This window comes from Arthrobacter sp. NyZ413, assembly GCF_049390645.1.
In the GTDB taxonomy this organism is placed as follows: Bacteria; Actinomycetota; Actinomycetes; order Actinomycetales; family Micrococcaceae; genus Arthrobacter.
The window spans coordinates 915,790-939,711 of sequence record NZ_CP155434.1 but is presented as its reverse complement, the minus strand read 5'-3'; the positions used below and the strand labels follow the sequence as shown (position 1 = coordinate 939,711).

General features: G+C 64.6%; 23 protein-coding genes. 9 read left to right on the top strand and 14 right to left on the bottom strand.

What is annotated here, in order from left to right; translation table 11 throughout:
- Positions 1-19 precede the first annotated feature (19 nt).
- Genes ABCW42_RS04570 through ABCW42_RS04560 form a run of 3 tightly spaced genes read right to left on the bottom strand, consistent with a single transcriptional unit; the run spans position 20 to position 2,485 of the window.
- Positions 20-1,408, bottom strand: coding sequence for an MFS transporter (locus tag ABCW42_RS04570; RefSeq protein ID WP_423183742.1), 1,389 nt, complete (start codon positions 1,406-1,408; stop codon positions 20-22).
- 44 nt (positions 1,409-1,452) lie between these two features.
- Positions 1,453-2,094, bottom strand: a complete 642-nt coding sequence (locus ABCW42_RS04565; RefSeq protein ID WP_423183741.1) for a DUF3027 domain-containing protein — start codon at positions 2,092-2,094, stop codon at positions 1,453-1,455.
- 7 nt (positions 2,095-2,101) lie between these two features.
- On the bottom strand, positions 2,102-2,485 hold the full coding sequence (locus ABCW42_RS04560) for a cold-shock protein (protein WP_133203215.1): 384 nt from the start codon (positions 2,483-2,485) through the stop codon (positions 2,102-2,104).
- Positions 2,486-2,676: 191 nt separating this feature from the next.
- On the opposite strand from ABCW42_RS04560, the gene ABCW42_RS04555 reads away from it, so the two are divergent.
- The 3 genes from ABCW42_RS04555 to ABCW42_RS04545 are packed head-to-tail and all read left to right on the top strand — an operon-like array spanning position 2,677 to position 7,058.
- Positions 2,677-2,892 carry a hypothetical protein gene (locus tag ABCW42_RS04555; protein ID WP_423183740.1) on the top strand — a complete coding sequence of 72 codons (216 nt, stop codon included), beginning with the start codon at positions 2,677-2,679 and terminating at the stop codon, positions 2,890-2,892.
- A gap of 49 nt (positions 2,893-2,941) precedes the next feature.
- Complete coding sequence (locus ABCW42_RS04550; protein WP_423183739.1) at positions 2,942-5,404, top strand: helicase-associated domain-containing protein; 2,463 nt, start codon at positions 2,942-2,944, stop codon at positions 5,402-5,404.
- A gap of 10 nt (positions 5,405-5,414) precedes the next feature.
- Positions 5,415-7,058, top strand: a complete 1,644-nt coding sequence (locus ABCW42_RS04545) for a DNA repair helicase XPB (RefSeq protein WP_423183738.1) — start codon at positions 5,415-5,417, stop codon at positions 7,056-7,058.
- Here the strand turns inward: ABCW42_RS04545 and ABCW42_RS04540 are convergent.
- Together ABCW42_RS04540 and ABCW42_RS04535 are read right to left on the bottom strand one after the other, a co-directional pair.
- A complete protein-coding gene (locus ABCW42_RS04540) occupies positions 7,055-7,294 on the bottom strand; it encodes a hypothetical protein (RefSeq protein ID WP_423183737.1) in 240 nt (79 codons plus the stop codon). The genes ABCW42_RS04545 and ABCW42_RS04540 overlap by 4 nt on opposite strands.
- Positions 7,295-7,420: 126 nt before the next feature.
- The gene (locus ABCW42_RS04535) at positions 7,421-8,329 is read right to left on the bottom strand and encodes a LysR family transcriptional regulator ArgP (protein ID WP_423183736.1); all 909 of its coding nucleotides are present in this window, start codon (positions 8,327-8,329) and stop codon (positions 7,421-7,423) included.
- 69 nt (positions 8,330-8,398) lie between these two features.
- Here ABCW42_RS04535 and ABCW42_RS04530 point away from each other — a divergent pair, with 69 nt between their 5' ends.
- From ABCW42_RS04530 to ABCW42_RS04515, 4 genes are all read left to right on the top strand, one after another.
- On the top strand, positions 8,399-9,028 hold the full coding sequence (locus ABCW42_RS04530) for a LysE/ArgO family amino acid transporter (protein WP_423183735.1): 630 nt from the start codon (positions 8,399-8,401) through the stop codon (positions 9,026-9,028).
- 98 nt (positions 9,029-9,126) lie between these two features.
- Entirely contained in the window at positions 9,127-9,837 is a 711-nt protein-coding gene (locus ABCW42_RS04525; protein WP_133203336.1) for a response regulator transcription factor, read from the top strand.
- Positions 9,838-9,839: 2 nt separating this feature from the next.
- The gene (locus ABCW42_RS04520; protein ID WP_423183734.1) at positions 9,840-11,372 is read left to right on the top strand and encodes a sensor histidine kinase; all 1,533 of its coding nucleotides are present in this window, start codon (positions 9,840-9,842) and stop codon (positions 11,370-11,372) included.
- A gap of 118 nt (positions 11,373-11,490) precedes the next feature.
- Positions 11,491-11,781, top strand: a complete 291-nt coding sequence (locus ABCW42_RS04515; protein ID WP_423183733.1) for a WXG100 family type VII secretion target — start codon at positions 11,491-11,493, stop codon at positions 11,779-11,781.
- Between the two features lie 63 nt (positions 11,782-11,844).
- Here the strand turns inward: ABCW42_RS04515 and ABCW42_RS04510 are convergent, their stop codons facing one another.
- The 6 genes from ABCW42_RS04510 to ABCW42_RS04485 all read right to left on the bottom strand — a co-directional run bounded on the left by ABCW42_RS04510 (position 11,845) and on the right by ABCW42_RS04485 (position 17,679).
- Positions 11,845-12,840: an RNase H family protein gene (locus tag ABCW42_RS04510; RefSeq protein ID WP_423183732.1), complete on the bottom strand. Its 996-nt coding sequence runs from the start codon at positions 12,838-12,840 to the stop codon at positions 11,845-11,847.
- 104 nt (positions 12,841-12,944) lie between these two features.
- Entirely contained in the window at positions 12,945-14,573 is a 1,629-nt protein-coding gene (groL, locus tag ABCW42_RS04505; RefSeq protein WP_423183731.1) for a chaperonin GroEL, read from the bottom strand.
- A gap of 297 nt (positions 14,574-14,870) precedes the next feature.
- Positions 14,871-16,301 carry an ABC transporter substrate-binding protein gene (locus ABCW42_RS04500; protein WP_423183730.1) on the bottom strand — a complete coding sequence of 477 codons (1,431 nt, stop codon included), beginning with the start codon at positions 16,299-16,301 and terminating at the stop codon, positions 14,871-14,873.
- 35 nt (positions 16,302-16,336) lie between these two features.
- The gene (locus ABCW42_RS04495) at positions 16,337-16,540 is read right to left on the bottom strand and encodes a cold-shock protein (RefSeq protein ID WP_133203225.1); all 204 of its coding nucleotides are present in this window, start codon (positions 16,538-16,540) and stop codon (positions 16,337-16,339) included.
- A 135-nt stretch (positions 16,541-16,675) separates the two neighbouring features.
- A complete protein-coding gene (locus ABCW42_RS04490; RefSeq protein ID WP_423183729.1) occupies positions 16,676-17,293 on the bottom strand; it encodes a LytR C-terminal domain-containing protein in 618 nt (205 codons plus the stop codon).
- A 50-nt stretch (positions 17,294-17,343) separates the two neighbouring features.
- Complete coding sequence (locus tag ABCW42_RS04485) at positions 17,344-17,679, bottom strand: DUF3263 domain-containing protein (RefSeq protein ID WP_423183728.1); 336 nt, start codon at positions 17,677-17,679, stop codon at positions 17,344-17,346.
- Positions 17,680-17,787: 108 nt separating this feature from the next.
- Between ABCW42_RS04485 and ABCW42_RS04480 the strand changes: the two genes are divergently transcribed.
- Both ABCW42_RS04480 and ABCW42_RS04475 read left to right on the top strand, forming a co-directional pair.
- The gene (locus ABCW42_RS04480) at positions 17,788-18,552 is read left to right on the top strand and encodes a uracil-DNA glycosylase (protein WP_423183727.1); all 765 of its coding nucleotides are present in this window, start codon (positions 17,788-17,790) and stop codon (positions 18,550-18,552) included.
- A 14-nt stretch (positions 18,553-18,566) separates the two neighbouring features.
- Positions 18,567-19,406, top strand: coding sequence for a siderophore-interacting protein (locus tag ABCW42_RS04475; protein WP_423183726.1), 840 nt, complete (start codon positions 18,567-18,569; stop codon positions 19,404-19,406).
- A 26-nt stretch (positions 19,407-19,432) separates the two neighbouring features.
- Here ABCW42_RS04475 and ABCW42_RS04470 read toward each other — a convergent pair whose 3' ends face one another.
- The 3 genes from ABCW42_RS04470 to ABCW42_RS04460 all read right to left on the bottom strand — a co-directional run bounded on the left by ABCW42_RS04470 (position 19,433) and on the right by ABCW42_RS04460 (position 23,815).
- A complete protein-coding gene (locus ABCW42_RS04470) occupies positions 19,433-20,911 on the bottom strand; it encodes a threonine/serine ThrE exporter family protein (protein WP_423183725.1) in 1,479 nt (492 codons plus the stop codon).
- A 10-nt stretch (positions 20,912-20,921) separates the two neighbouring features.
- Positions 20,922-21,995 carry a lipid II:glycine glycyltransferase FemX gene (locus ABCW42_RS04465; protein ID WP_423183724.1) on the bottom strand — a complete coding sequence of 358 codons (1,074 nt, stop codon included), beginning with the start codon at positions 21,993-21,995 and terminating at the stop codon, positions 20,922-20,924.
- 404 nt (positions 21,996-22,399) lie between these two features.
- Positions 22,400-23,815 (bottom strand): L-serine ammonia-lyase, encoded by a 1,416-nt coding sequence (locus ABCW42_RS04460; RefSeq protein ID WP_423183723.1) that lies wholly within the window; start codon positions 23,813-23,815, stop codon positions 22,400-22,402.
- Positions 23,816-23,922: the final 107 nt, after the last annotated feature.

Here is a 23,922-nt window from a genome sequence, read left to right as displayed (position 1 = left end):
GTCCGCCGCCATCGGGCGGTCAGGAGTTATCGGCGTCGTCCGGGTGGGGATCCCGGGCGGCGCCGGACCGTTTAACGCCGTCGACGTCGGTTGGGGCCTTATGACCGTCAGCGTCCGCGGGTCCGGCGGGACGCTGGAACTCGCCCGGGCGCTGCGCCTCGATCCGGAGGAACCGGAGTCCGCGTGCGCTCCGGTCGAAGCGGAGACGGAGCTGCCCGGCACTGATAATCCAGACGAGGCCCACCGCCGCGGTGATGATTCCGGCGGCTGCTGCCACCCCGACGGACCACCGCGGGCCGGCAACGTTGGATACCCAGCCGACGAAAGGCGCGCCAATAGGGGTTCCACCCATGAAGATAGCCATATACAGGGCCATGACCCTGCCCCGCACCGCGGGATCGGTGGTGGATTGCACATACCCGTTGGCACTGGTGATCATGGTCAAGGCGAACAGGCCGCAGGGAACCAGGGTGATGGCGAACACTGTGTAGTTCGGTGCGAGCGCAGCCAATCCACTGGCTATGCCGAACCCTCCGGCCGCGGCGAAGATAAGCCGCAACCGTGGCCTTCCGCGCCGGGCCGCCAGCAGCGCTCCCGCCACGGAACCGATGGCCATGACCGAGTTCAGGAGGCCGAACGCTCCCGCGTCCAGCCCGAACTGCGTACCCACCATCGCCGCGATGAAGAGGACAAAGTTCAGCCCGAACGTCCCCATAATGAAAATCGCCACAAGGACCACGATGATGTCCGGCCGGTTGCGCACGTACTGGAAACCCTCGCGGATGCGCCCTTTGCCGCTGGCTGCCCGCGGCTGCGCCCGCAAGGTCGACGTCGGGATGGCCCGGATCGCGGCAAGCATCGCAACGAAGGTCACCGTGTTGATCATGAAGACCCAGCCCGGCCCGATGGCCACCGTCAAAACGCCGGAGATAGCCGGACCGATCATGCGGGCGACATTGAAGGATGCACTGTTCAGCGCCACTGCGTTGGCAAGGTAGTCCTCTTTGACCAGTTCGGAGACGAACGTCTGCCGGACAGGTGCGTCAAGGGCGGACACGACGCCCAGGAGCAGGGCGAACACATAGACGTGCCACAACTGCGCCGCTCCGCTCAAGACCAGTAGCCCCAATCCCGCGCTCAAAAGCGCCATGGCGGATTGGGTGGCCACCAGGAGCCTGCGCCGGCTGTAGCGGTCGGCAAGCAGGCCGGCCCACGGAGCCAGGAACAATTGGGGTCCGAGCTGAAGCGCCATGGTGACGCCCATGGCACCGGCGTCCTGATTGCTCAAGTGCGCAAAGACCAGCCAGTCCTGGGCCGTACGCTGCATCCACGTACCCACGTTGGAGATGAGGGCACCGATGAACCAAATACGGTAATTAAGGACACCCAGCGATTTGAAGGTGGACATCAACTTCCACCTTCAATAGGTTCGCTCGCCGGGTTCGTCAAAAGTTAGTCAGCCTCGATTTCGTCGTCGAAGCTTTCTTCGTCATACTCGTCGGCGTCGTGCACTTCGTCCTGGTCCGCAACCACGGCTTGCGCGTCGTCCGCTACGGAAGTGTCGTCGTCGTCCTCGTCCTCATCCAAGGCGTCGGCGCCCAGGGCCTCGGCCGCCGCCAGTTCCGCGGCAGCCGCTTCGTCTTCGGGACGGACGCGCTTTGCCCACGGCACCCACTCGGGAGCAAGGATCGAGTCCTCCGAGGGCAGGAGCCCAAGCTCGCTGACCGTCACCACCTTGGAGCGCGAGTTGCGCGTGACCACCGCGTACCACTGCCAGCCGCCGTAACCGGCGAGCCGGGACTCAAACAAGTGCGTGACGACGCGCTCGCCTTCGGATCGGGCTGCGATGTGCGGCCCGATCTCGGCAGGCTTGGCGATGGTTTCCACGGCCGCGCGGGCGACGTCGACGGCGGACGCGAGGAACGCATCCGGCTTGCCGACGCGCCACACGGGGATTCCGGCACGTGGTTTCACCGCTGCCGGTTTCCGCCCGGAACCGGATACGACGGATCCTGCCGCGACAGCTCCTGCCGTTGCTGGAGCGGTGCCATCACCGTTTTCTCCAGGGTTGGTCCCTGCGGATTCCGATGTCATGGCCCGCTTAGGCTTCCAGCTCGTTGGCAACCTTGCGCAGGGCCGCCGCGATGGCCTTGCCCTTGGCACCTTCCGGGTACTTTCCGGCCGACAACGTTCCGGAGAGGTTGTCCAGCACGGATACGAGGTCCTGCACGAGGGGCGCGAGTTCGCGCGCGTTCATGCGCTTTGCCTTCGCGATGGACGGCAACTTCTCCAGCACGCGGACTCCGAGTGCCTGGGCGCCCCGGCGCCCGTCGGCGACGCCGAACTCAACCCGGGTGCCTGCCTTCAGGTCCGCTACGCCCTCGGGCAGGGCGGATTTGGGCAGGAATACTTCCTGGCCATCCTCTGCCGCGAGGAATCCGAAGCCTTTGTCCTTGTCATACCACTTGACCTTGCCGGTGGGCACTTAATCAACCTTCTTCGTTCTTTGGGAGACACGACCCGCTCGCGACCGCATCCGCAGGGTACTGCGGGAACAGGGGTAACGGCGTGGTGCGCGTTGGTCTATTGATCCAAGGTTATCGTGCCCGGACGGGGATTCCCGCTTTGAGACCGCGTGGACCTTTCGAACCCTTCGGGGCTGTTAGCGTTACTTCCATGATTCCCCCTGGCTACCGCCGCGCGCTCACGATTGTTGCCGGCGTCGTCGCGGTCCTGTCCTTGGCCGCCGTCGGCGTGGTCATGGCGGTTGCCTTCGCCAATGGCGTACCGCCGGCCTGGGTGACATCGACTGCCCTTTACGGGCTGCCCCTCGCCTTCATCCTGATGGCCGCGCTCATCGTGGACTCCATGTGGACGCGCCGCCGCCAATGAGCGGGGCGAAAGCCCGACGGCGGGCGACGCTGGCGGTAACGTTGAACTGATGTCCCTCATACGCGCGCTCAGCAACGAACTGGAAGCGCGCAGCGACGAATCGCTGCGGGCCCTGTTTGCCGCGCGGCCGGACCTCATCTCCCCCATAGCTCCGGACTTTCCGGCACTCGCAGCGAGGGCCAGCGCAAGGGTCAGCGTGCAGAGGGCGCTCGAGCGGCTCAACAAACCTGAAATGCAGGTGTTGGAAACCCTGCACCTCTCGACCAACGCGGACACCGGCCACAGCGTTTCCGCCGCAGGCTTGAAAAAGTGCATCAACGGCTCAACGCTTGCCGCCCTCGAACCGATCTTGAACAAGCTGCAGGAGTTGGCCCTCATCCACCGGGCCGATCCGCCCGCCTCCATGCATAATCCGGGCCGCCAGCGTTTCTACCTGCCGGTGGGTAGCCTCAAGGACGTCATCGGGATCTATCCGGCAGGCCTGGGCCGCAGCTATACAGAACTGGTGCGCCTCCAGCCCGCCTTCGCCCAGCGGGTAGTCCACCTCGTCGCGGAACTCCACCAAAGCGGCGCGAACATCCAGCCCGCCGCCACCCCCATGGACGCGGGCCTGGCCCTCCAGCGGTGGACATCGACGCCGGAGAACCTGCAACACATCTTGTCCGAAGCACCGGCCCGCACGCGGCCGCTGTTGAACAAGTTCGGCAATTGGGCCATGGGGGCCGTGCCGCAAGCCCAGCGCAAGGCGTCCGTGCTCCATGAAGGGCACGACGTCGGCCCCATCGATTGGTTGCTGGCGCGCGGATTGCTGGTCCCCCTGGACGCCAACCACGTCGAGTTGCCGCATAGCGTCGGCTTGTCCTTGCGCGGCGGCGCGATCGTGGACCATTTCACCTTGCGGCCGCCCGTCCCGGAGCTTGGCCAGACCAGCGCCGCTTTGCGCCGGAACGCGGCCCTCGGGGCGATCGCCGAGCTCCTGCGACTTGTCGGCGAGCTCCTGCACGCCGTCCGTGAACAGCCTGTGGCAACCCTGCGAAGCAGCGGAGTCGGAGTACGCGAACTCACACGCGTGGCCGATGCCCTCCGTTTGGACTTGCCCGAGGCCGCCCTGATCCTTGAGCTTGGCGCACTCTCCGGATTGCTGCGCCTCGACGTGGACAGTTCCACGTGGATCCAAACGCCGGCGCTGGAATGGTTGACGCTTCCCCGGCAGGAACAGTGGCTGTGGCTGGTCCACGCCTGGATCGCGAGCGAACGAGCCCCCTCGCTTGTGGGGCAGGCGCTCCCGGGAGCCGCCGCCACGGCGACCCGGTCCGGCGCCGCGGGAAACTCCATCAACGCTTTGTCCGCCGAGGCACAACGCCCGGACGCCCCTTTGGTGCGCAAACGGATCCTCGAGATCCTCGACGAGCTCACACGGGAGGCTGAAGCTCCGGACGGCAAGGCTCCCGTGCTGGACGCCGAAGCCGTCATGGAACGCGCGGAATGGGCCCAGCCCCGGATGGCACGGAGGTTCAGTTCCCTGGTCCGCGGCATCCTGGGCGAAGCCGAACTCCTGGGGCTCATGGGGTCCGGAGCCCTGACCCAGCTCGGTTCGGCGATCGCCGCCGAGCAACCGGAACGCGCCCTCGACATCCTCGGCGAGCATTTGCCGGCAGCCGTCAACCACGTCCTGCTCCAGGCCGACCTGACGGCAGTCGCCCCTGGATACCTCGCGCCTGAACTTGGCGAAAAGCTGCTTGCGATGGCTGATGCCGAAGGCCAGGGTCCGGCCACCATCTTCCGGTTTTCCAGCGATTCGATCCGGCGTGCCTTGGATTCAGGCCAAGACGCCGAATCCATCCTCACGTTCCTGCGCACGCATTCCGCCACGGATGTCCCGCAGCCGCTCGAATACCTGGTCAAGGACATCGCGTCCCGGCACGGCAAGCTTCGTGTCGCGAGCAGCGCGAGTTTCATCCAAAGCGATGACGAAACGGCCATCTCGGAACTCATCCGCGAACCCGGAGCCGCCAGCCTCGGGTTGGTCCGGATCGCCCCGACTGTGCTGACGTCCGCGGCGAGCCCGCGGGAGACCGCGCGCGTGCTGCGCGAGCTGGGACTCTCGCCTGCCGTCCAAGAGGCCGAACCCGCCGTTGTGCGTTACAAGAGGACGACGGCGGTGCCCGGCAGTGCGCGCCCCGTCTACACGGCGCCCCGGCTGGCACCACCAGAGGACGACGTCGAAGACCAGCTCGCCGTGCTGCGGCGCCATCGCGCGAGCCATGGCGAGGTGGCGGGTGAGGCGGCCACGCAATTGGGGCTCGAAACACTCCAGAAGGCCATCCGGCTCAAGCAGGCCGTCACCATGAACGTGGTGGACGGTTTGGGGAATTCCAACACCGAGACCGTTGTTCCCGTATCGGTATCCGGCGGGCGCGTGAGGGTGTTCGACGCCGCCAAGGACACCGAAAGAGTCTTGTCCATACACCGCATTATCGATGTGGAACCCGCGGGCGAACCGCGCAAGTGAGGAAGCCATAGTGAGCGACGGTCCGCTGATCGTACAAAGCGATAAAACCATCCTTCTTGAAGTCGACCACGAACTCGCCACGGAGGCTCGGCACGCCATCGCGGCGTTCGCCGAACTGGAACGCGCGCCCGAACACGTCCACAGCTACCGGCTCACGCCCTTGGGGCTGTGGAACGCGCGGGCGGCCGGGCTCGACGCCGAAAAGGTCCTGGACACGCTGCTGCGCTACTCGCGGTTCCCCGTGCCGCACGCGCTGCTGATCGACATCGAAGAAACCATGTCCCGCTACGGGCGGCTGCGGCTTGAAAAGGATCCGCAGCACGGCCTGGTCATGCGGACCAACGACTACCCCGTGCTTGAGGAAGTGATCCGGGCCAAGAAGATCGCCCCGCTCCTCGGTCCCCGGATCGACGGGGAAACCGTTGTGGTCCATTCCTCCCAGCGCGGCCAGCTCAAGCAACTCCTGCTCAAAATCGGCTGGCCTGCCGAAGACCTCGCCGGCTACGTGGACGGCACCCCGCACCTCATCGCGCTCAACGAGGACGGCTGGCACTTGCGGCCCTACCAGAAACTCGCTACTGAGAACTTCTGGGCCGGCGGCAGCGGCGTCGTCGTCCTGCCATGCGGTGCGGGAAAGACCCTGGTGGGCGCGGCTGCCATGGCCACCGGTTCCACGACCACACTGATCCTCGTCACCAACACGGTGGCTGCCCGGCAATGGAAAGACGAGCTCCTCAGGCGGACTTCCCTGACAGAGGACGAGATCGGTGAATACTCAGGCTCGGTCAAGGAAGTCAGGCCGGTAACGATCGCCACCTACCAAGTCCTCACCACCAAGCGCGGAGGCATCTACCCGCACCTCGAGCTTGTGGACGGGCACGACTGGGGACTCATCATCTACGACGAAGTCCACCTCTTGCCTGCCCCGATCTTCAGGATGACCGCTGACCTGCAGGCCCGGCGGAGGCTGGGGCTCACGGCAACCCTGGTGCGCGAGGATGGACGCGAAGGCGAAGTATTCAGCCTGATCGGTCCCAAACGCTACGACGCGCCCTGGAAGGACATCGAAGCCCAAGGCTACATTGCGCCCGCCGACTGCGTGGAAGTCCGTGTGGACCTGCCCAAGGATGAACGGGTGGCGTACGCGATGGCCGAAGACGCGGACAAGTATCGTTTGTGCTCGACATCCGAAACAAAGACGCACTTGGTGGAGCAACTGGTTGGCCTGCACAAGGGCGAGCAGTTACTGGTGATCGGCCAGTACATTGACCAATTGGACGAGATCGGCGAGCGCCTCGATGCCCCGGTGGTCAAGGGCGACACAACCGTGAAGGTACGGCAGAAACTGTTCGACGCCTTCCGCTCGGGTGAGATCAAGACCCTGGTTGTTTCCAAGGTGGCCAATTTCTCGATCGACCTTCCCGAGGCGTCGGTAGCGATCCAAGTGTCCGGCTCCTTCGGATCCCGGCAGGAGGAAGCGCAGAGGCTAGGCCGTTTGCTTCGGCCAAAGCAAGACGGCCGCGCGGCACGCTTCTACTCGTTGGTAGCCCGTGACACGCTTGACCAGGACTTCGCAGCCAAGCGGCAGCGGTTCCTCGCGGAGCAGGGTTATGCCTACCGGATCATGGACGCGAAAGACGTGGCAGCAGGCTAGGCGACCAGCTGCTGCGAGCGCTCCGGTGTGCTGCCGGAGACCGCGGTTTCCACTGCGACGGCGTCCACAATGGCCCAGGCATCGGCGTCCTTGAGCTGGGCATTGGCGAACCGCTCCGCCGCGGCGAGGTTGCCGAACTGCTCCTCCATGACGTGCCCTGAGTGCGGGTCCAGGTAGCTGACACGGTATTCGATGGCGCCTTTCCGGGCGTCCTCTGCTGCTTGCGTGTTTTCCATGGCTCCAGTGTGGGACGGGGCTACGACAATTTAAGGCTGTGCTTCCGGCGTGTTGGCAATTCGGCCCCGCATCCGCCGGATTCACGGGACCCGCAGGTTCACGGTCCCCCCGGATTCAATTGTGTCTCAGGCCGGACGCAGGAACTCCGCCGCCGCGCCCCGCACCGCTTCAGTGACGGCGTCCAGGATCCGCGAGGCGCTGCGCCATCTTTGCCAGTACAAAGGAATGTCCATCGGCAGGTGTGGCGCAAGCTCCACGAGGCGTCCGGCGTCGATGTCCGGAAGGCAATGCGCTTCCGGCAACAGCCCCCAGCCGAGCCCCAAGCGGATGGCTTCGGCAAACTCCTGGCTGGACGGGACATAGTGCCGCGGGCCGGGCGGAATCGCCCTGACCGCACTGCCGCCGATGAGCCCAAGGAAGCGGTGCTGGTACTCGTCCTTGCGGTCAAAATCGACCGCCGGGGCTGCACGCAGGGCGTCGTAGTCCACACCGTCGGCGAGCCACCGGGACCGGAAAGCGGGCGTGGTGACTGCCCGGTACCGCATGCTGCCGAGCGGTTCCACCCGGCAACCCTGGACCGGTTCGGGGGTCGCCGTCACGGCGGCCATCACCGTTCCGGCGCGCAGCATGGAAGTGGAATGTTGCTCGTCGTCCCGGTGCAAATCGAAAACGGCGTTCAGCTCCGGAGGAATCCTCGTCAGCGCGTCCAGGAACCAGACCGACAAGGAATCGGCGTTGACCACAATCGGCACGGACACCATGGGCGATTCGCCGGGATACCCAAGCTCGAGTTCGGCATCGGCCTCCAACTGTGCGAGCTGTTGGGCGAGCCGGAGCACGATTTGCCCGGACTCGGTGGTTTGGACCGGGTTGCTGCGCTGCAACAGCACTCTTCCGGCTGCCTGCTCAAGGGCCTTGAGCCGCTGCGACACCGCCGACGGCGTGATGTTCAGCATTCGGGCGGCGGACTCGAGCGTGCCTTCAGTGAGGACGGCAGCGAAGGTCTGCAGCTGCTCGGAGGAAAAACGCGACATAAGTGAATCTTATCTTGCCTAAGAATCTTTAGCTGGACTAATGATGGACGTCCTACTTAGCCTCGAAACATGATCTCTCCTGAAGCTTTCCACGCTGCCGGACTGGGCCTTGGTACCGGTTTGGCCCTCATTGTTGCCATCGGCGCCCAAAACGCCTTCGTCCTTCGGCAAGGAATCCGTGGTGAGCACATCGGCGCGGTGGTTGCGGCCTGCGCAGTCTCGGACGCCGTGCTTATCGCGGCCGGGGTACTCGGCACAGGTGCGCTGCTCGCCGCGGCCCCTGCCGCCGTCGTCGTCCTCCGCTACGTCGGCGCGGCCTTCCTGGTGACGTACGGCGTGATGGCGGCGAAACGGATCCTCTCGCCGAAAGCGCTGGTCTCCGCCGACGCTTCAGGTAGTTCGCGGAGCGGGCTGGCTGCGGCATTGGCCACCATCCTCGCCCTGACGTGGCTCAATCCGCACGTCTACCTGGATACTGTGCTGCTCCTCGGCTCGGTGGCGAATGCGCAAGGTGCCGGGCTGCAATGGTGGTTCGGCGCTGGAGCCATGGTGGGCAGCGTCGTATGGTTCTGCTCGCTCGGATTCGGGGCGAAATTCTTGCGCGGGTTCTTTGCGCGGCCGGTGTCCTGGCGGTTCCTCGACGGCGGCGTCGCGGTCACGATGGTGGGACTCGGCGTCGGGCTGGCCCTCGGCAGTTGACGGGCAGTCGACCCGCCCTGACAAAGCCCGCGACATCTGGATAAATCTCCCAACAAGCATCCAGTCAACTCCCAGAAACTGGGAGCATCATGAATGGTATGAAAAAGAACGGCCCCGAAGCCAAGCTCCTCGTCGTCGATGACGAACCCAACATCCGTGAGCTGCTCTCCACCTCGCTGCGATTCGCAGGCTTCGAGGTCGTCGCGGCGTCGAACGGTCGCGAGGCCCTCGCGGCGGCCGACACCCACGCTCCGGACCTTGCCGTGCTGGACGTCATGCTCCCGGACATGGACGGGTTCACCGTGACCCGCCGCCTCCGGGCCGCCGGAAAGCACTTCCCCGTCCTGTTCCTGACCGCCAAGGACGATACCGAAGACAAAGTCACCGGCCTCACGGTCGGCGGCGACGACTACGTCACCAAGCCCTTCAGCCTGGACGAAGTAGTGGCGCGGATCCGCGCCGTGCTGCGCCGCACCCAGCCCATGGAAGACGACGACGCCGTCATCCGCGTGGATGACCTCGAACTCGACGACGACGCGCACGAGGTTCGACGCGGCGGCACCATCATCGAGTTGTCGCCCACCGAATTCAAGCTCTTGCGCTACCTCATGCTCAACCCCAACCGCGTGCTTTCCAAAGCCCAGATCCTGGACCACGTCTGGGAATACGATTTCAACGGCGACGCCTCGATCGTGGAATCGTATATCTCCTATCTCCGGCGCAAGGTGGACATCGATCCGGACGCCGCCGCACTGATCCAGACCAAGCGCGGAGTGGGCTACGTACTGCGGACGGCCGAGAAGCGCTGACCTTGTATAACCGTTGGAAGTCGGCGTCCCTCAGGTCGCAGCTCGTCGCCATCATCATGGGACTGCTGCTCCTTGCCCTGGCCGCAACCGGCGCCGGGACGCTGACCCTTGTCCGGAGCTACCTCCAAGGACAAGTGGATGAAAAGCTGAGGGCCGCCGTCCAGCTCGCCCAACAGCAACAATCTTTCGACAGGTTGTCCGAGTCCACTCCCACGGTGCCCACGGACTATTCCCTCACGTTGTTCGTGCAGGGCCAGCAGCCCTACCCCTTCGGCGGGAGCAAGAGCGACCGCCCGAACATCGCCAGCATCACGCCCGCCGAGGCCCGGGACCGCAACTACGTCCCCTTCCAGGTAGGCGGCACGGCAGGCGGTAACTGGCGCGTTGTCGCGGTCCCGGTAGTCGACAACCGGACGGCACAAAACGCCGTCGTCATCGTAGGGCTGCCCCTCTCGCCGGTGGACAGGGTGATGGAACACGCCACCTTGGTGGTGGTCGGCGTCGGGCTCTTGACCTTGGTGCTCGCGTTCTTCATCGCCACCTGGACGGTCGCGCGGTCCTTCCGTCCCTTGGCGAGGGTGGAAAAGACTGCCGCCGCCATTGCGGCCGGTGACCTCTCACGCCGCGTCGAGATCGAAAATCCCGTCACCGAGGTGGGCCGGCTCGGGGCCTCCCTGAATGCGATGCTCGCCCACATCGAATCGTCGTTCGCTGCGAGGGCAGCCTCCGAAGCCCGCATGCGTCGATTCGCGGCCGACGCCTCCCACGAGCTGCGCACACCTTTGGTCACCATCCGCGGCTTCTCCGAGCTCTACCGGCACGGCGCCCTCGCGACCCCCGAAGACGTGGGCACGGCCATGAGCAGGATCGAGAGCGAAGCGAAACGCATGGGCTCCATGGTGGAAGACTTGCTTCTCCTCGCGCGCTTGGACGAACAAAGGCCCCTCCAGCGAAAACCCGTAGACCTGCAACTGCTGGCGAACGACGCCGTGGTGGATTCGCTCGCGACCTCAAGCACCAGGAAGTTCTCACTGACAGGGCTTGACGGCGGGTCGGCAGCCCCCGCGCCCGTCCAGGGAGACGAAGCCAAGCTGCGGCAAGTCCTGGGAAACCTGGTGGGCAACGCCCTCCGCTACACCCCCGACGGGACGCCGATCGAACTGGCCGTGGGGGTCAGGAACACCGAGGCCGGCGTGTTCTCCGTCATGGAAGTGCGCGACCACGGCAGCGGCATTCCCGAAGACGAGCTGCCGCGGATCTTCGAGCGCTTCTACAGGGCCGATACCTCGCGGACGCGTGAAACCGGCGGCAGCGGCCTGGGCCTCGCCATTGTTGCGGCTATCGTCGGCTCCCATGGTGGTTCCGTCCGGGTCGAGGAGACCGACGGCGGCGGTGCCACTTTGGTTGTCAGCCTCCCGTTCCACGACGCGATCTCGGAGGTCCCGGAAGCCGAGGACGGGCCTGAAAGCGACGGGCCGGACGGCGGAAGCGTCACGGACGCCCGGGGCATCACGGAGGCGGACTTCGCCGATTAGTTGTCCACATAGCGCGACTCGACCCTGGCAGGTGCCCTTCAGCGTCTCCTAGGCTCATTGGTGTGGACCACAAGTCAGCCGCACCCCGCGGACACTGCTAGTCGAAAGGCACCGCCCTATGAGCGTCATTTCCGTCGATACCGAACTCCTCCAGCTCAAGTCCGCCAACGTCAAGGCCACCGTGGACCGCATCAGCGCCGACGTGCAGGCCATGAAAAGCGGGTTGGACGAGCTCCAAGCCACGTGGAAGGGATCGGCAGCCAACAACTTCCAAGCCCTCATCGCGGAGTGGACAATGACCCAAAACAAGGTCGAGGCGTCGCTCGCTTCCATCAACCTCGCGCTGTCTTCGGCCGCTGCAAGCTACCTCCAGGCCGAGCAAGGCAACACCCAGAGGTTCAGCTACTAGCGGCGCGGTATCCGGCCGGGGCCTTATGCGGGCCCCAGCCGGATGCCGACAAGGGTGTCCCGCCTACTTCTCCGGGGTGGATTGGTGGAAGCGCAGGCGCCACCGTCCGTCGTCGAATAGCCAGATCGAACTGCGAAGGGCCGAACCGTTCCATCCGTGGCTCCGGTAGCTCAGCAGAATCGTGTCCTTGGAAATCCGATCCGCCGAAATGACTTCGAGCTCCGCGGTAGTCCCCGGGTTGTCCTCCAACGCCATCATCAATTCATCGCGCGACCAGATCCGTCCGGAGCTTCCAATCTCGGTGAAATCCGGGTGGAGCAAGAACCCGGTGCGCCCTACGTCGCCCCTGACTTCGGGCGTCAAGAGCTCCTTTTCAAGCTGAATGACGGCGTCTTCATCGGACTGCTGGCCGCTCGCGCCGTTGACGGCTTCTTCCTCAAATTCGGCGAAGAGGGTGGGCTCCGCGAAACTATCCTGCCCGCCAAATAGCGTCAAGTCCTCGTCTTGGGACTCGGCGTCCTGGTTATCGGCGCCGGACGCCACCGGGGCCGCTGCCTGGGTGGGCACGGCTGCTCCCCCGTTTCCGAGCCGGCTCCCGGGGTACCCCGGTCCGCTCAAGACGGCAGTACCTTGCTGGTATGCACTGGCAACTGCCCGTGCCCGATCGTCAGCCGCCTCATTGAGATCGTGACCTGCGTGACCTTTGACCCACTCAAACGAGTACTTCCGGCCAACGATGGCTTGGTCGATGTCCTTAAGCAGGTCGACGTTCAGAACCGGTTTCCCGTCGGCCTTGCGCCAGCCTTTGCGTTTCCAGCCTTGCATCCACTTGGTAATGCAGTTGATGACGTATTGGCTGTCGCACAGGATCTTCAACTCTTCGTTCGGAACATGCGCAGTGGAGCGGAAGAGATCCAGCACGGCCATCAGCTCACCCTGGTTGTTGGTTCCGTGCGGCCACCCTCCGGCCCTCCAGCACGAGTCGTCCACGTACCAAGCCCAACCGGCAGGCCCCGGATTGCCTAGGGCGGAACCATCGGCGGCAGCAATAATCGTCATGGTTTCCATCCTGCCAGACGCCCCCGACAGTTAAAGCGCGACGGCGGTCCCCACCTGAGGTGGGAACCGCCGTCGTGCGTTTGGCTTGTGAGCCGGTGCGGGGACTAGAAGCCGCCCATGCCGCCCATGTCGTCGCCGCCGCCAACAGCAGGAGCGTTCTTCTCCGGCTTGTCAGCAACAACGGCTTCGGTGGTCAGGAACAGGCCAGCGATGGACGCTGCGTTCTGGAGGGCCGAGCGGGTGACCTTTACGGGGTCGTTGACGCCGGCAGCCAGTAGGTCCTCGTACACGTTGGTTGCAGCGTTCAGGCCGTGGCCGGAAGGCAGGCCGCGGACCTTGTCGACAACAACGCCCGGCTCGAGGCCAGCGTTGTAAGCGATCTGCTTGAGCGGAGCGTCGATGGCAACACGGACGATGTTCGCGCCGGTTGCTTCGTCGCCTTCGAGCTGCAGGTTGGCGAATGCCTTGGCACCGGACTGGATGAGGGCAACGCCACCACCGGCGACGATACCTTCTTCAACAGCTGCCTTGGCGTTGCGGACTGCGTCCTCGATGCGGTGCTTGCGCTCCTTGAGTTCGACCTCGGTTGCGGCACCGGCCTTGATGACTGCGACGCCGCCGGCGAGCTTGGCAAGGCGTTCCTGCAGCTTCTCGCGGTCGTAGTCGGAATCGGAGTTCTCGATCTCGGCACGGATCTGGGCCACGCGACCGGCGATGGCTTCGGCGTCGCCGGCACCTTCAACGATGGTGGTCTCGTCCTTGGTCACAACAACCTTGCGGGCGTTACCCAGCAGTTCGAGGGTTGCGTTCTCCAGCTTCAGGCCGACTTCCTCGGCGATGACCTGGCCACCTGTGAGGATGGCGATGTCGGCGAGCTGGGCCTTGCGGCGGTCACCGAAGCCCGGAGCCTTGACGGCGACGGACTTGAAGGTGCCACGGATCTTGTTGACGATCAGGGTGGCCAGGGCCTCGCCCTCGATGTCTTCGGCGATGATCAGCAGCGGCTTGTTCGACTGCATGACCTTCTCGAGGACCGCAACGAGTTCCTTGACGTTGGAGATCTTGGAGTTGACGATCAGGATGTACGGGTCTTCGAGGACCGTTTCCTGGCGCTCAGCGTCGGTGACGAAGTAGGCGGAGATGTAACCCTTGTCGAAGCGCATGCCTTCGGTGAGTTCGAGCTCCAGGCCGAAGGTGTTGGACTCCTCGACCGTGATGACGCCTTCCTTGCCGACCTTGTCGAGGGCTTCGGCGATGAGGCTACCGATTTCGGTGTCACCGGCGGAGATCGATGCGGTGGCCGCGATCTCTTCCTTGGTCTCGATTTCCTTGGCGGACGCGAGCAGTTCGCTGATGACTGCTTCGGTGGCCTTCTCGATGCCCCGCTTGAGGGACAGCGGGTCGGCGCCGGCAGCAACGTTGCGCAGGCCTTCCTTGACCAGGGCCTGGGCCAGAACAGTTGCCGTGGTGGTGCCGTCGCCTGCGACGTCGTCCGTCTTCTTGGCAACTTCCTTGACCAGCTCGGCGCCGATCTTCTCGTAAGGATCGTCCAGCTCGATCTCCTTGGCGATGGAAACGCCATCGTTGGTGATCGTGGGGGCGCCCCACTTCTTTTCGAGGACGACGTTGCGTCCACGCGGGCCGAGGGTGACCTTGACGGCGTCGGCGAGGGTGTTCAGACCCCGCTCGAGTCCGCGGCGTGCCTCTTCATCAAATGCAATGATCTTGGCCATAACGGCGGTAGTCCTTCCGGGACAGTCGTTAAGAAGGTGCCTTCACTGTGGTGCCCGCGACGGACGATCCTTCGCTTGCGGCCTCTGTTTGCCGCGCGGTCCGGATCTCACCCCAGCAAGGTGTTCTTGGTCCCCCACGCACCAGCGCCATTCCCATGCGACCGGGGCCGCACGAACAATTAGCAGTCGGTGCTTGAGAGTGCTAATCAATAATTAGCACTCGACCGAGGAGAGTGCAAGCAGCGCGTCCCATAAACCGCCCGCTACGCCTGCGGTTTCGCTATCGGCACAGTGGCGTCACTGCGCCTTCGAGGTAGTCTCCTTGCCGCTCACGCGGGCGGTGTTATCGGCTCCGTAGCTGAAGACCATGTAATTGGCGGACGTGACGTCCCCGTTCGCGTCGAATCCGATGGTGCCGGACTCGCCGTCGTAATCGGGCAGCTTCCCTTCCTTCAACACGTCGAGGCAACCCTGGTACGTCGTACAGTTCGCGCGGTCCTTCCCGGCTCCAGTACCGGACGTCGGACGCACTCCACCGGAAACCGTGGTGAGCCAAGCGGCGATCGATCCCCCGGCGTCGTCATCCGCAGCGGCGGCGGCAAGGCCGGCGAGAGTTGCGGCGTCGAACGTCTCGGCGGCGTATGTCGTGTCCTTGAGGCCAGGGTCGATGCCTGTCAGCGCGGTTTGGAATTCGACGGTCGGGAAGACACCCGGAACGATTCCGTGCGCACCATTGAGGCCGCCCGCGCCGAGCTCCGTCCCGTACTGCCGAACAGCGCCGTCGCTCAAGTACAGCTTGTTGCCGCCGAGTCCAGCGTTGAGCAATTCGGCCAGGGCGCCCTGGGCGCCGTCACGGGCAACCACGACGACGGCGTCCGGCGCCGCCGCTTTGATGCTCGCGGCAGCCGGGGCTGCTTTGCCGGCAGTGAACTCGACATTGTTCGCGGCATCCATGCCAAGTCCGCGCGCCGCGTCCATGACCGCTCCCGAGACCCGAGTGCCGTAATCGCCGGCCTCGTGGAGGACCGAAAGCCGCTTCGCACCGGCGTCGTGGGCTAGCTTTGCCAGGACACTGCCTTGGGCGGCGTCGGCGGCGGAGGTGCGGAAATAGAACCCGCCGCTCTTGTAGGAGCTCAGCCCCGTCGCCGTGTTCGCAGGCGAGATGAGCGGTATGTGAGCCGGAGAGAGGACATCGATCGCGGCGGGGGCATGGCTTGAATCCGTCGGTCCGATGACGACGTCCGCATGGGCGGCCAACAACGCCTTGGCCTGGGTCGCGGTGTCCGCAGTGAAGGCTGAATCGTTCGGGCCGGTAGCTGATTGGGTGCTGCGTGCGCTCGGGCTCGGGCTGGAACTCGCCGTCGGGCTGGCGCTCGGGCTCGCCGTCGCACTCGGGCTGGCCGACGCACTCGGGCTCGGGCTGGACCCCGCCGGAGCGCCCGCCGCCGCGGGGAGCAACTCGACCGGATGCCCCTTGAAGCCTCCGGCATCATTGATCTGCTTCACCGCAAGCTTCGCCGCAGCCAGTTCGGATTCGTTGAGGAACGCAGAATCGCCCGTATTGTCCAGGATGACCCCGATGCGCAGGACGCCGTCACCACTTGGAGCGACCGAATCGAGCCGGGCGTTTGCGCCGGCCGCGGCGCATCCGGAGAGCCCGAGGGCAAGGACGGCACAGCTTGCGAGAAGGGCGGGTACGGGTGGAAGTGACCTGGACGGACGTCCCATGGAGGGCCGTGAAAGCTGCCTTGCCGCAATACCCACTAGATAAGCCGGACGCTCTCTGCCTGCGGGCCCTTCTGGCCCTCGCCCAATTCGAAGTCGACGCGTTGCCCTTCTTCGAGCGCACGGAAGCCATCCATCTGGATCGCAGACCAGTGCACGAAGATGTCGTCGCCGGAATCATCCACGGTGATGAATCCGTAGCCCTTTTCGGCGTTGAACCATTTGACGGTCCCCAAAGCCATGTTCCCCACACTTTCAACTAGCGGTAGCCGTTCGGGGGTTCCCCTGTCCGGCTCCCAACTACTGTAACCACAGTCACGATGCTGTGGCGCAATGAGGCGCAAGGCTGGCCGCAATGTTATTGAGGCGTAACCGGCCTAGCGGTAGCCGGGGCCCAGGATGACCACCACGGGCTGCTGGAATTCGGCGCTGTCCACAAGGTTCGCGATGCCCAGCAGCTTGCCAAGGGCTTCGGCGTTGCCTTTTTGGGCTTCGCCCTTGTAGAAGACGGACGAGGTCTGCTGGGGCATGCCGCCCCAGTTCGCGACGGTGGACAGGGGCCATCCGTTGCCCTGCACAAGGCCGGCCACCCGGGCGGCGAGCCCGCTGGTGGTGGTGCCGTTGTAGACGGCGACGGCGGCGGTCATGTCCACCGCTGCGGTAGTCGGCGTCGGGGTGCTCGACGGCGTGGTGCTGGGGCTTGGCTCGCTCGACGGCTGGGCAGCGGTACTGGCCGAAGGCGAAGCACTTGCCGAAGGCGCGGCCGCGGTCTTGGTGGCGTCAGCGGCCGCAACCGCCTGCGGGACCACCGTCGGGGCCGAGCCCAGTTTCGGCAGGATCAGGAAAGCAACCAGGCCTACGGCCAACGCGATGCCGCCCATGGCCAGGACAGGCCACAAAACAGGGCGTGACGCTGACGCGACGAGCCGATGGACACCTTGGCGCGATGAGCTCTGCGGGACACGGTCGAATTCGTCCCGGGCATATTTGGTCATGGTGAGGCCTTGTCCTTGCTGCTTTTCTTGCTGCGGTACAGCGGGGTGTTCTATGCGTCGGAGCCGAGGCGGCGGGCCGTGCGGGCCCGTTGACGTGACGTACGTAGTCTACGCAATCTCTTGACGAGCATGGGATCGTGCGCCAGCGCTTCCTCGGTGTCGATGAGGGCGTTGAGGAGCTGGTAGTAATGCGTCGCCGAAAGGTCGAAAAGCTCCCGGACTGCCTGCTCCTTGGCGCCCGCGTACTTCCACCATTGCCTTTCCAAGGCAAGCATCTGCTGTTCGCGCTTGCCCAGGGGCGAATCACTGCGGATCCCGGCATTCAGCTCATCAAGCGACGGTCCGGTCACTTCGGCCGCCAAGGGTTCCCGTGCGGGTTCTGCCACGACACACTCCTTCACCGCAAAACCGAATTTCGTCCCTTCCAATGGTACCGGTGGAATAACAAGGCTGTTGTTTGCCACGTCGGAGCTCCCTGAGGGGAGAATGGCCGGATGGCAGAAGAAGCGTTGTTTCAGTTTGGGGCCGAAGACCAGTCGCCGGAATTCGCGGCGCTGCCGGAGGCGCCCCTGGAAGTCCTGGTGGCACCGGACTGGGCTGAAGCGTTGGCCGGCGTCGAGGACGAGTTGCGGTCCGTCCTGTCTTTCGTGGCGGCCGAGGCTGCCCGAGGCACCCACGTGCTGCCGGCGGCGACGCGGATCCTTCGCGCGTTCCAGCAACCGCTGGCGGACGTAAAAGTCCTGATCCTCGGCCAGGACCCGTACCCGACGCCGGGACACGCCGTCGGGCTCTCCTTCGCGGTCTCCGGCCAAACCCGGCCCATCCCCCGCAGCCTCGCGAACATCTATCGGGAGATGGAATCGGACCTCGGCCTTCCGCCGCGCGTCCACGGCGACCTCTCGGCGTGGACCGGCCAAGGGGTGCTCTTGTTGAACAGGGTGCTCAGCGTCGCCGCCGGGGAGGCCGGATCGCACCGGGGCAAGGGTTGGGAGGCCATCACGACGGCGGCCGTCACCGCCGTCGCCGGCCGCCGCACGAGTGCGGGGCAGCGAAGCCCGCTCGTCGCGATCCTTTGGGGGAAGGACGCCGAAGCCGTGCAACCGCTGTTGGACGGCGCTCCGGCGATCGTTTCGGCACATCCCAGTCCTCTGTCCGCTTCGCGTGGGTTCTTCGGCTCGCGGCCTTTCAGCCGGACGAATGCCTTGCTGGCCGAGCAAGGCGCCGATCCCGTCAACTGGGAACTTCCCCCGCTCCCTTAGCTAGGCTTGCCTACATGACTTCTTTGCCAGCCGCCTCGTCCGCCTCCCGCAAAACCCGTCCGCAGGTGAACCTGACGGTGCTGCGCAAGGAACAGCTTTCACCCCACATGGTGCGGATCATCGCAGGCGGTCCGGGCTTTGACGGTTATACGAACAACGATTTCGTGGACAGGTATGTCAAGATCGTGTTCCCGCAGCCGGGGGTGGATTACGGGCAGCCGCTGGATCTGTGGACTATCCGTGAGACCCTGCCCCGCGAGCAGTGGCCTTACACCCGCACATACACGGTCCGCTGGGTGGACGAAGCCGCCCAGGAATTGGCCATCGACTTCGTGGTCCATGGCGACGAGGGCCTTGCCGGGCCGTGGGCCGTGGCGGCACAACCGGGCGACCCGCTGGTCTTCACCGGCCCCGGTGGCGCCTACAACCCGGCCCCGGACGCCGACTGGTACCTTTTCGCAGGCGATGACGCCGCGCTGCCGGCAGTCGCTGCGTCGATCGAGGCTCTTCCGGCGCATGCCAAGGGTTTGGCGTTCCTCGAGGTGGACAACGAAGCGGACGTCCTGGATATCGCGGCGCCGGCAGGTGTTGAGTTGCGTTGGCTCTTCCGCTCGGGCGTACCGGCTGGATCGTGCTCCCTGCTGACAGATGCCGTGGGCGATGCCGAGTGGCCGGAGGGACGGGTCGACGTGTTCGCGCACGGTGAGCGCGGCTACATGAAGGGACTGCGGGACATTTTCTTCAAGCAGCACGGGCTGGAGCGTTCGCAGGTTTCACTCTCCGGCTACTGGGCGCAAGGCCGTATTGAAGACGACTTCCAAGCCGAAAAGAAGCTCCCCATCGGGCAAATCTAACGCGGGCAAATCTAACGCGGGCAGATCTAGCGCCTCCGCACGCGCCGACGCTCGTTGCTCGCCAAGCCCTTGGTCAGCGGCCGGGCGAGGTTGTCGCCAAGCACGATTCCCGCGGCGACGCCCAGGACGATCGCTCCGGCGTTCAGCATGCCGCCCGAACCCAAAAGGATGTCGGCTTCCTGGACCGTCAATACATACATGGAGCGGAATATTTTCAGCCCGGGTAGCAAGATGATGGCGGCGGGCACGGCCACTACCAGTTGGGGAGCGCCGAGCCTCAGCGCCACAATCCGTCCCAAAAGGCCGATCGCGACGGCCGTAATCGCCGGCGATAGCCGGTCACCCATGCCGAGAACGCCCGCCCCCCACAAGACAAAGTAGCCCACAACGCCTACAGCCGCCGTCGGGAGCAGTAGCTTCAACTGGGTCTGTTCCGTGATCCCGATGGCGATCACGGCGATCGCGATCAGGATCGCCTGGCCCCACAACGGGTACGCCTCGGGGAATGTTTGCGTGACGTCTATGTTGGCGGTGCCGACGAGGTCGCCTACCACCACTGCCACGGCGATCCCGGCAACAATGGCGCCAAACGTCAGGATGGTGGACAGGAACCTTCCGGCCGCGGTCACGGGGAAGCCGTTGATCGCGTCTTGGACCGACGAGACCAGCCGTCCCGTCGGCAGCAACAACAGGATCCCGCCGGCCACCACGATGGACGGTGGGATTTCCGCTCCCGCCCAGCGAAGCATCAACGCAATGAACGTCACCAGGAACGAACAAGCAGCCGTGACGAAGAAGTCGGGAGTGCGCCATTTGCCCAATTGCCGGGCAACGAGGTTCACGAGCAAATTGGACGCAAAAGCCAGGGCCGAAGCTCCGAGTCCCCCGCCCAATACGCCGACGAAGACCGCGGCGAACACACCGAACGCAATGGTCACCATCCACCGAGGGAAGGGCTTGCTCTTCCGGATGATGTCGTCCAGGCGGCCCACGGCTTCGGCGCGGCCCACTCCTCCGGCGACGATATCGGTGACAAGCTGGTGGACCTGCGCGAGGCCGGCGTAGTTGTTGGTCCAGGAGCGCACCACGCGGAGCAAGGTGATGGGAGTCTGGTCCTTGGGCGCGTAGTTGATTGCCACCGACTGGTTGGTGATGTCCACTTCGATGTACTTCAGGCCGAGCGCGGCCGTCACGGCGATAATACTGGTTTCGACCTCCAGGGCGCCGGCACCGTAACGGAACATCGTCTCGGCCATGTGGAGCGCGAAATCGATCGTCTTGCGGGCCGAAGCATCCACGCCGCTCACCTGGATGGTGGGGTTGGCGTAGGGGCTGCCAGCCAAGCGATCCACGATGCTCAACGGCGCAGTGGGCGGGTTCTCGCCCTGGACGAGCCGGCGGAGCATGCGCCTTGCGTTGGCGTTCTGGCGCACCTGCGATGGCTTGAGGGGCTGCGTCTTGGGCAATCCGTCCGTGATGGGCCTGTGGTCCGGGCGGTCGGTCACGGGTGTACTCCTAGTAGAACTGTTTGCCCGTGCGGCGAGTGTAGATCTGCCGGGCGATGCGCTCCCCCGCAACGGTCCACAGTTTGTATTTCAGCGGGCTGATGATTTGGTCGTAGCAGCCTACGAAGTCAGTGACGGTCTTGCTGAAACTCGTCTTGAACAGGCCCAATCCGTGGAAGGGGTGGGATGTGTCTTTGAGCCGGTCAGCCGGAGGGGTGCCGCAGAAATCGTACTCGGTGCAGCCCAGCTCCTTGACCGCGTTGATGGCTGTCCACTGGACCAAGTGCGAATCCCCGTATTGACCGCGTTTTTGCAACGAGCCGCCGTCTTTGTACGTGCCCTTCCGGCCGTAATTGATCACGAACGCACCCACGCTGGGAACGCCGTTTTCGAAGACAAACAGGAGCCTGCCCTGGCCGCGGTCCATGAAATTGGTCCAAAACCGGCGGTAGTAATCGAATTCCCGCACCCGCACCTGGGACTTCGCCTCAACGGTGTTGGTCATGAGCGCATACATTGAACGGAAGTTCTCTTCCGTCGGCTCCATCGTGTGGACCTCGACCCCTTCGCGGATGGCGCGACGGACGGCGTTGCGGCCCCGCGAATGGAGGTTTCGCAGCAATTGGTTTTCCTCGGGGGAAATATCCAGCAGCGCGGTGGAGTCGTTGGGTTGCAGGTTGGGCGTCTTGACGACGCCTGTGGCCTCGATGGTGGCCTTGGCGTCCTCCCCCAGGATGATGTCTGGTTCGATCTTGATGGCGAACACACCCAGCTTGGCGCGCTTCACGAATTCCTGGTTGGCCTTGACGATCCCGGGAATGTCCTCGACGCCGGCGACGTCCGGTCCTTTGATGAGGTACCAGAGCTTGCCGAGCAGCGGGAAGGATTTCTCCAAGACCAGGTTGAAGCTGCTGTAGTCCGCCGTCTCATAGACCAGGTGCAGGGGCTTCCAGCCGAAATGCTGCTTGACCTCAGCGAAAGCCTCGGATTGGAGGAGGTTTCCGCCGTTGGGGTTGGCCGTGACGTGTTTGTCCCAGTGTTCGATTTCCTCGGAGGTGGCAAAGCGCGCGGTGAATTCTCGCAAGGGGGCCGTGTCCAATCAGTTGCGTTACGTGAGGCAGCAGGCACCGCTGGGCGGCGCAGGCGTTCACTCTCAAGTCTATCGGCCCCTATAACTGGATCTGGTCCGCAGACTCCAATTGGATGGCCTTCGGCTCCTTGACTGCAAACTCCACGCATGCCAATCCACTGCTTCACAGCCCAGGCAAAGATTCCCCAAAGTTCCCAGCCAGCACGCCCGTGCACAGTGGTAATACCACTAACCGAACCTGGAGGATCCGATGATCGCCTACCGTCCCATTCCGCCGCTCACTGCCGGCCGCGGCAACAGCGTTTGGTCAGCGATCGCTGCCATGGCGTCCGCGGCCTTGCTCGGTCCGGCATGGCCGCCCGCTCCCGCTCACGCACCGGCACGCCATAAGGTTGACGTCAGCACTCGACGACGTTGACGGCGAGGCCTCCCATCGCGGTTTCCTTGTATTTGTCGCTCATGTCCTTGCCGGTCTCCCGCATGGTGACAATGACTTCGTCAAGGGAGACGCGGTGCGTTCCATCGCCCCACAACGCCATTTTGGCGGCATTGATGGCCTTCGCCGCGGCGATCGCGTTGCGTTCGATGCAGGGAATCTGCACGAGGCCGCCGATCGGATCGCACGTCAGGCCGAGGTTATGTTCCATCGCGATTTCGGCAGCGTTTTCCACCTGGGCGGGAGAGCCGCCCATGACTTCCGCCAGGCCCGCGGCCGCCATCGAGGACGCAGAACCTACCTCGCCCTGGCACCCGACCTCAGCGCCGGAAATGGACGCTTGCTCCTTGTAGAGGACCCCGATCGCCCCCGCAGCGAGGAGGAACTTCACCACCACGTCGTCGCGGTCTTGTTGCGAGGCGTTGTCCATCCCAGGAGCGTAGTGCAAGGCGTAATAGAGGACGGCCGGAATGATTCCGGCGGCCCCGTTCGTGGGTGCGGTGACAACCCGTCCCCCGGAGGCGTTTTCCTCGTTCACGGCCAGCGCGATGAGGTTGACCCATTCCTGCCAGTACTTCGGGTCCCGGTCCTTGTCTTCCTTCAGGAGCCGCTCGTGCCAGTCGGGGGCCCGACGGCGGACCTTCAGTCCGCCGGGCAGCACGCCTTCGCGCTTGAGGCTGACCTCGACGCATCCTTCCATGACAGACCAGATGTGCAGGAGCCCTTCGCGGATTTCCTCATCGCTCCGCGAAGCACGCTCGTTGATGAGCATGATGTCCGAAATGCTGAGCCCCTTGGACGCGCAACGCCCCAGCATTTCAGCAGCGGTGCGGAACGGCAGGGGAAGTTCCTTCTTCGACTCCTCCAGTTCCTTCCGGGCGCTTTCCTCTTCGCCCTCACGCACGATGAAGCCGCCACCCACGGAGAAGAAGGTGGCTTCGTGCAGGACCTCGCCATCGGCGTCGGACACGGAGACCTTCATCCCATTGGTGTGCCGGGGAAGGACGGTGAGCGGGTGCAGGACCATGTCCGATTCCCCGTACTGAAGCTGCTTGCCGGCACCGGAAGCACCAGCGCTCGCCAAGTTCAGCGTGCCGGTTTCGGCGATTGCCGCAAGCCGCGCTTCAACTTCATCCGGAAGGATCAGCTCCGGGTGGTAGCCCTCAAGTCCCAGCAGGACCGCCGTCATGGTCCCGTGGCCACGCCCGGTGGCGGCAAGCGAACCATAAAGGTCCACCCGCAGCGATGCCACGCGCTCCAAGGCACCGGAATCCTTCAGCTCGCCCGCGAACACGGCAGCAGCCCGCATCGGCCCCACGGTATGCGAACTCGAAGGACCAATCCCAATAGAGAAAAGATCGAAGACGCCAACAGCCATGGTGGTTCCTAACTAATTTAATTCGGATACGGCGGGGACCCGAGGATCCGGGCCCGGGCAAACGGTCCGCCGGGATGGCCCCGTTGGGGCCAACATCCGGAAGCGTG